The sequence below is a fragment of the Neobacillus fumarioli NBRC 102428 genome, assembly GCF_001591485.1.
Classification (GTDB): Bacteria; Bacillota; Bacilli; order Bacillales; family Cytobacillaceae; genus Neobacillus; species Neobacillus fumarioli.
In genome coordinates this window covers 1-8,282 of sequence record NZ_BCUZ01000117.1, presented here as the reverse complement: position 1 = coordinate 8,282, position 8,282 = coordinate 1, and the positions used below count along the sequence as shown (strand labels likewise).

The window sequence follows — 8,282 nt, the reverse complement described above, 5'->3', positions numbered from 1 at the left end:
GAGCTGAACAATGACGAGAATATGAGATGATTTCAGGGTCCATGTTTAAATCTATGAATATTTTTGAACGTAAAGAGGCTTTCCAGGTTGCCATTCTGCGTAAAAGATTTCTTTTGGTTGTTTCACTCCATTTGCTTTCAGCTCTTTATGAAGCCATTCTTCATTTAACCCGGCTTGTTTAAGGTTGTCTGCTAAAATTTTTCCATCACTTATGATTGTAAGAGGGATCGTTTTCTCTTTTCCTTTAATCTTTAAGTCCTTGCAAGTTGGATAGTCAGCTTCCGATTTTTTAACAACATTAAGTGCTCCATTGGTTTCGTATATCGCGTATTCAACATCCTGGACTGAAAAAATGTCTTTTGCACGCAGCAATTGCCTTAATTGATCAATATCTAAACGGTTCTTTTTCATTTCCTTCCAATCTATTTTCCCTTTGTTTATAATCATCGAAGGCTTCCCCTCGAAAAAATTTCGAAGCGGCTGCGACTTCTGTGTGGCAATTTCCGTGATATAAATCAGCACACTCCAAATAGCAATGGCAAATAGGATTTTTGGTACTCCAGACTTTGCGTCAAAGACTGCACTGCTAAGTAAATCACCTAATACAAGCGACGAGATAAAATCAAATGGAGTAATTTGACTCATTTGAGTTTTTCCCAGGCATTTAACCGCAATAAAAAGAGCGATGTAGCCAAATACCAGTTCAACGAAAATTCGTAAATAATCCATGTGTTACCTCCACTGTTTTCCTTACAACTATCGTTATTGACAATCAAAAGATATCTTAATCAATATAGCTGGCTAAAGCCGTCTTCTTTCCATTTTTGCCTTTAATATGATTAACAAATCCAAACGTTTGTACCTGTTTTATGATAAACTTAAAAGTACAGAGTGTTAGAGTGGAAAGAAAGGGGAATAACATGTCTTTAAGGTTGGTAATCGGCCGGTCTGGCAGCGGAAAAACTGCGATGTTTCTTGATGAAATCAAAGATCAGCTAGCTCTTAATCCTAAGGGTGTACCTATCATTTATATTGTTCCGGAGCAAATGACATTCTTATCTGAGTACCGTCTGGCAACGGAAACCAAACACAATGGTATGATCAGGGCACAGGTGTATAGTTTTTCCCGTTTAGCGTGGCGGATTCTTCAGGAAACAGGCGGGATCAGCCGAATGCATTTAAGCAGTGTCGGGATTAGTATGCTTATACGCAAAATTTTAGATGAAGAAAAAGATCGACTAAAGCTGTTTCAGAGGGCAGCTGAAAGGTCCGGTTTTGTTCAACAAATGGAACAAATGATTATTGAATTGAAACGATATTGCATTAAGCCGGAGGAACTTCGACAAGGTGCCTGGCAAATTGGTTCGACAGAAAGATCCAAGGCAAAAGCACTGGAGGATAAACTGCATGATTTGGAATGTATTTACCAAAAGTTTGAGGAAGAAACCTTTGGTAAATATATCGATTCAGAAGACTTTTTTCGCCTATTAGCAGAAAAAATATCATCCTCGCAATACTTAAAAGGTGCGGAAATTTATATCGACGGGTTCTATCAATTTTCACCGCAGGAATATATGATTATTTCCGAATTGATGAAACATGCAGGCAGGGTGTCGGCGAGCATAACGGCAGACCGTTTATGGGCAGATACAATACCTGATGAGCTTGAATTGTTTCGGACATCTGGAGTGACTTGTTATTCACTTTATCAGCTGGCTCGTACACATGGTATTGAAATAGAGCAGCCGGTCGTTCTAAGAGAGCAGCAAAGATGGCATCACCCATCATTGAAATATTTAGAAGCCAGTTTTGAGACCATTCCTGTTGCCCCATTCTGGGAAGAGGCAGCCATTCATCTTTGTCAGGCGGCAAACCGGAGGGCAGAAATAGAAGGTATTGCCCGTGAAATCCGTGATTTAGTTCGGACGAAGGGTTACCGTTATCGCGATATTGCATTATTAATCAGAAATGGGGCTGATTATCATGAAATTGTTGAACCTGTTTTTACTGATTATGAAATTCCTTATTTCATCGACCAAAAAACATCAATGCTCAACCATCCGCTGATTGAATTAATTCGTTCAAGTCTTGAAGTCATCCATTCTTATTGGCGGCATGACTCCGTCTTCAGGGTCATTAAAACAGAGTTAATTTACCCTCTTCAGGAAAGATCCGAAAAAATGCGCGAGAAAATGGACAGGCTGGAAAATTACTGTTTGGCCTACGGCATTTCCGGGAGAAAATGGACACAAAAGGAACGGTGGGTTTACCGGCGGATCAGGGGACTCGAATCCCTGACCCAAAATCAAACAGATGCGGAGAAAGAACTGGAAGAGGAATTAAATCAATTAAAGCACATTGTTACAGCTCCTCTACTTAGGCTTGCAAGAAGATTGAAAAAAGCGGATACGGGCCGAAAACTTTGTGAAGCTCTATATCTATTTTTGGAAGAATTGCACATACCTGAAAAACTGGAAAACTGGAAAAAATCCGCAGAGGAAGCAGGAAATCTCATCAAGGCGCGGGAACATGAACAAGTATGGAATGCTGTAATGGATTTGCTGGATCAGTATGTTGAAATTCTCGGAGAAGAACCTGTTTCATTAAAATCATTTACGGACATTTTGGAAGCAGGTTTGGAATCCCTTCGCTTTTCACTTATTCCCCCTGCACTAGATCAGGTGTTAATTGGGGACTTGGAAAAATCAAGACTAAATGATATCAAGGCGGTATTTGTGATCGGTGTCAACGAGGGAGTTCTTCCTGCGAAAATTACTGAAGAAGGAATACTAGGAGACGAAGACAGGGAAATGATGCTTGCTTCCGGGATCACGGTTGCCCCAAGCACCAGGATTCGCTTATTGGACGAAAACTTTTTAGCCTATAAAGCATTGACATTGCCAAGTGAAATTCTATATGTCAGTTACCCGCTTGCAAATGAAGAAGGGAAAGCGCTGCTTCCATCCTCCTATATTAAGAGATTAAAAGACATGTTTCCAAATGTAAGGGAACGACTTCTTATGACAGACCCTTCACAAGTGCCTGAAGAGGAGCAGCTTCACTTCGTGTCAAACCGAAATACGGCTTTATCCTATCTTAACGCCCAGTTGCAGCAGAAAAAACGCAATTATCCGATCAAAAGGGTATGGTGGGATGTATATAACTATTACATGAACAGCGGTTTAAAAGAACAAGCGGAAAAAGTGTTTTCCAGTCTATTTTATACCAATCAGGCCGTTACCCTTTCGGAGGAAACTGCTAATGAATTATACGGCGAGACCATTTGCGCCAGTGTCTCCCGAATGGAGCGTTATCATGCGTGTGCTTTTTCTCATTTTGCCCAGCATGGACTTAAATTAAGAGAGCGGCAAATTTTCCGTTTGGAAGCCCCCGATATTGGTGAGCTGTTTCATGCGGCATTAAAACAGATTGCCGAGGTGATCAACGAACAAAATTTATCATGGGCAAGCCTTTCCCGAAGCCAGTGTGAAGAGCTGTCGAAAGAAGCGGTCAAAACGCTGGCACCAAAGCTGCAAAATGAAATTTTGCTCAGCTCCGAGCGCCACCATTATATTAAAAGGAAATTAGAACAAATTATCACCCGGGCCTCTATCGTTATGAGTGAGCATGCAAAGGTCAGTGGATTCTCGCCAATTGGTTTGGAGTTGGCTTTTGGACCGAATGGGCAATTGCCGCCACTTACCTTTACATTGAAAAGCGGAAAGCGGATGGAATTAGCTGGCAGAATCGATCGAGTGGATCAGGCGAAAAATGGGGAAAATGGCGTCTATTTACGAGTGATTGATTATAAATCGAGCGAAAAAGAGTTGAATTTAACGGAAGTTTACTATGGACTTGCCCTGCAAATGCTGACCTATCTTGATATCGTCATGACACACTCTCAAGAATTGATAGAGATGAAGGCAAGCCCTGCAGGTGTCTTGTATTTCCATGTCCATAATCCGTTTATTCATACGAAAAAAATGTTGACTATTGATGAGATTGAAACGGAAATTATGAAAAAGTTTAAAATGAACGGTTTAATGTTAAGCGATCCGGACGTTATCCGGCTTATGGATCAATCACTGGAATCTGGAGATTCGCAAATTATTGCTGCTGGTATTAAAAAGGACGGTCATTTATCGAAAAAATCCAAGGTTGCAAGCTTACAAGAGTTTGGCGCACTTAGAAGTTATATTAGAGAGCTGTATCAGAAAACAGGGAATGAAATCATCGACGGCCGCGTCGATATTTCTCCCTATAAACTTAAAGACAAAACGCCATGTGCCTTTTGTCCATTTAAAGCGGTATGCCAATTTGATGAAGCATTAGAAGATAACCGTTACCGGGTGCTTGCTCCTTATTCAAAGGATGACGTTTTGCAATTTATCAGGAAGGAGGAGGCAGGTCATGAGTAAGGTGTTGATCCCCCCTAAACCGGAAGGTGTGACATGGACCGATGATCAATGGAAAGCCATTATGGCCAAGGATCAAGACATCCTTGTTGCTGCTGCAGCGGGATCTGGGAAAACAGCAGTCCTAGTAGAAAGAATCATTCAAAAGATCTTATCTGAAGAAGATCCGATTAATGTCGATCAATTATTAGTGGTGACCTTTACGAATGCATCTGCTGCGGAAATGAAGCATCGAATTGGCGAGGCATTAGAAAAAGCTATTGAAGCAAATCCAGGATCTAAGCATTTACGGAAACAGCTCAGCCTTTTGAATAAAGCATCTATTTCGACGCTTCACTCCTTTTGCTTGGAAGTAATTCGTAAATATTATTATTTCATTGATATTGATCCGGGTTTTCGGATTGCCGATGACACAGAAATACAGCTTATTAGAGATGAAGTAATGGATGAATTGTTTGAAGCCGAGTACGCCAAACAAGACAATGAGGCGTTTTTTAAGTTAGTGGATTCGTTTACCAATGACCGCAGTGATGCCGCTCTTATGGACATCATCCAGTCTGTTTACAACTTTTCTATGGCGAATCCCGAGCCGGATAAATATTTACAAACGATTGTTTCGCTGTATGATGTACAGGATGCAGCCATCGAAGAATTGCCATTTCTGCAGGCGCTCCGGTTTGATATTAAACTGCAATTAACAGCTGCAAAAGAACTGTTTCAGAGAGGATTGGACATTACCAAACTTCCAAATGGTCCTGCGCCTTTGGCGGAAACCTTTGTGAATGATTTACAATTAATTGAAACCCTTATTTTAGCCGAAAAAGACTCATGGGCAACCCTTTATGAGGCAATGCAAGCTTTGTCTTTTTCAAAAGCGAAAACGGTGAAAAAAGGCGAATATGATGAAACATTAGTGAAAAAAGCCAAAGATCTTCGTGATAAAGCGAAGAAAAAAATTACAACTTTAAAAGAAGAATTATTTTTCCGCCGGTTGGAAAGCTTTTTGCGCGACATGGTAGAAATGAAGCCGTTAATTGAAACTATGGTTTATTTGGTGAAGGAATTTTCACAGCGGTTCAAAACGGTAAAACAGGAAAAGAGAATCGTTGATTATGGAGATTTAGAACATTACTGCCTGGAAATTTTAACAGCAGATGAAGGAGAGTTTCTCCCATCTGAAGCGGCGATTGCCTATCAAGATCATTTTAAAGAGGTATTCGTTGATGAATATCAAGACGTGAATCTGGTTCAGGAAACGATTTTAAAGCTTGTAACAAAAGGTGAAGAGCAAAATGGGAATCTGTTTATGGTCGGGGATGTCAAGCAATCGATTTATCGTTTTCGCCTTGCGGAACCTAATTTGTTTTTAGGAAAGTATCGACGTTTCAGTCAGAATGGAGAGAAAAGCGGATTAAGAATCGATTTAGCTCGGAATTTCCGCAGTCGTAAAGAAGTTCTCGATGCGGTAAATTATCTATTCAAACAGCTTATGGGCGTGAACGTTGGAGAAATTGCTTATGACGAAGCGGCCGAGCTGCGAAAGGGGGCACCATACCCCGAGGATGATCCATTTCCAGCGGAACTGATTTTGATTGACCAGAATGGCAGCGAGCCGGAAGAAACAGATACGGAATCGGATCAGGAGAGTGAAACGGCGGAATTCGATGCTGCTGAACTCGAACAGTCGCAGCTGGAGGCAAAAGTAATTGCTTCGAAAATTAAAGAATTGATTGAGAGCCAGGCACCGGTTTACAATGCAAAAACGAATACGAATCGCCCTATTCATTACCGGGATATCGTCATCTTGCTTCGTTCGATGACTTGGGCGCCGCAAATCATGGAAGAATGCAAAGAGCAGGGAATTCCTATTTACGCAGATCTTTCAACTGGCTATTTCGAAGCAACAGAAGTATCGATTATGCTTTCACTTCTCCGGATTATTGATAATCCATATCAGGATATTCCGCTGGCGGCTGTATTACGCTCTCCAATTGTTGGCTTAAATGAGGAAGAAATGGCGAAAATCCGTATGTATGAAAGACGCGGCTCATATTGGGAGGCACTGACCACCTTTTGCTTAAGCAAACAAGCCGAAAGCGAAGAAGCTTTTTATCCGAAAGTCCGTCATTTCTATGATTTATTGAAGCAATGGCGTACGATGGCACGTCAGGGGGCATTGTCCGAGCTTATTTGGCAGCTGTACCGTGATACCCGGTTTTATGACTTTGCAGGCGGCCTGCCAGGGGGCAAACAGCGTCAGGCAAATTTAAGAGCTTTGTATGACCGGGCGAGAGCTTATGAGCAAACATCCTTCCGAGGTTTATTCCGTTTCTTGCGCTTTGTGGAGCGCATGAGGGAAAGAGGAGATGATCTTGGAGCAGCAAGGGCACTTGGCGAACAGGAAGATGTTGTCCGAATTATGACCATCCATAGCAGTAAAGGGCTGGAATTTCCTGTTGTCTTTATCGCCGGTATGGCCCGAGAATTCAATACGAGGGATCTTGTTAAGCCTTATATGCTGGATAAAGAATTTGGCTTTGCTTCGAAATATGTCAATGTAGAGAAAAGGATTTCTTATCCTTCCTTGCCGCAGCTAGCCTTTAAGCGGAAGAAGAAACTCGAAATGCTGGCCGAAGAAATGCGTGTATTGTATGTAGCGTTAACACGAGCAAAAGAGAAGCTTTACCTGACGGCTTCTATCAAGAATGTGGCGAAAAAATTGGAACAATGGCAGGAGTTTTCTGGGCATCCCGAATGGCTGTTGCCAGATTATGAGCGTGCCTCGGCCAAAAGCTATATTGACTGGCTTGGCCCGGCACTGATCCGCCATCATGACTGTAAAGAATTAAGAATGTCCCAGGAAACGAAACCAACGGTGCCGAGTGAAATCACCAGCCATCCGTCTGCCTGGAGAATATCACTTCTTACCGCAGATGAAATAGGGCAGCAAGAAATAAATCAAGATAGGGAAGAGGATCAATTCCTGGAATTAGTCCGGCAAGGAAGAACTGTGCCGGAAGCTTCGGAATATCAAGCCGAAGTGACTGCAAGGCTTGATTGGGAATATGCTTTTTCACAGGCTGTAAATTATCGCTCCAAACAATCTGTTTCAGAGTTAAAACGGTATGCTCAAACGGTTGATGAAGAGAGCGGCACAGACTTTGTCCGTTCCCTTCATAAAGCGATTTTAAAGCGTCCGAATTTTATGCAAGAGAAATCACTGTCTCCGGCAGAGCGGGGAACCGCTATGCATATGGTGATGCAGCATATCGATTTGGCAAAGCCTGTCAATGAAGACACAATTGGCCGGCAGATTGCTTCAATGGTTCAACGGGAGTTGCTGTCGCCTGAGCAGGCTCAGGGAATTGACATCAAGTTGATTGTCCAATTCTTTGAAACAGAGTTAGGAAGAAGATATTTTCAGGCAAAAGCAGTTCACAGGGAGATCCCATTCACCCTGTCATTGCCTGCCCGCGATGTGTATCCTGATTGGAACGCCCCAGATGAGCTCATATTTGTTCAAGGAATCATTGATTGTATTCTCGAGGACGAAGGCGGCCTTACGCTTATCGACTATAAATCCGACATGATCAACGGCAAGTTTAAAGACGGCTTTAACCAAGCCAAACCTATATTGGAAGAAAGATATAAGCTTCAGATTCATCTATATGCAAGGGCACTCGAACAAATTTGGCAGCAAACTGTTACAGAAAAGTATTTATTTTTCTTTGACGGAGCCCATATCTTATCAATTGAGTGATTCTAAATGAAAAAATGACCTAAATCTTGTAAAGGTTTAGGTCATTTTTTAAAGTAAAGAAAGAAATTTTGACTTCGAAAATTGTCTAGCGCAAGCGGCCTAGCCCC

At 41.8% G+C, this 8,282-nt stretch carries 3 protein-coding genes; 2 read left to right on the top strand and 1 reads right to left on the bottom strand.

Annotation, left to right across the window (positions count from 1 at the left end; genetic code table 11):
* Positions 1-51: 51 nt before the first annotated feature.
* On the bottom strand, positions 52-729 hold the full coding sequence (locus BFU02S_RS13220) for a DUF421 domain-containing protein (protein WP_066371474.1): 678 nt from the start codon (positions 727-729) through the stop codon (positions 52-54).
* A gap of 191 nt (positions 730-920) precedes the next feature.
* On the opposite strand from BFU02S_RS13220, the gene addB reads away from it, so the two are divergent.
* On the top strand, positions 921-4,418 hold the full coding sequence (addB, locus tag BFU02S_RS13215; protein WP_066371471.1) for a helicase-exonuclease AddAB subunit AddB: 3,498 nt from the start codon (positions 921-923) through the stop codon (positions 4,416-4,418).
* Entirely contained in the window at positions 4,411-8,175 is a 3,765-nt protein-coding gene (gene addA / locus BFU02S_RS13210; RefSeq protein WP_066371469.1) for a helicase-exonuclease AddAB subunit AddA, read from the top strand. The genes addB and addA overlap by 8 nt, the downstream gene beginning before the upstream one ends.
* Positions 8,176-8,282 lie beyond the last annotated feature (107 nt).

Excerpts from the sequence above, each read along its gene's own strand:
- addA (WP_066371469.1), top strand. The coding sequence starts at position 4,411 with ATGAGTAAGGTGTTGATCCCCCCTAAACCGGAAGGTGTGACATGGACC.
- BFU02S_RS13220 (WP_066371474.1), bottom strand. The coding sequence starts at position 729 with ATGGATTATTTACGAATTTTCGTTGAACTGGTATTTGGCTACATCGCT.
- addB (WP_066371471.1), top strand. The coding sequence starts at position 921 with ATGTCTTTAAGGTTGGTAATCGGCCGGTCTGGCAGCGGAAAAACTGCG.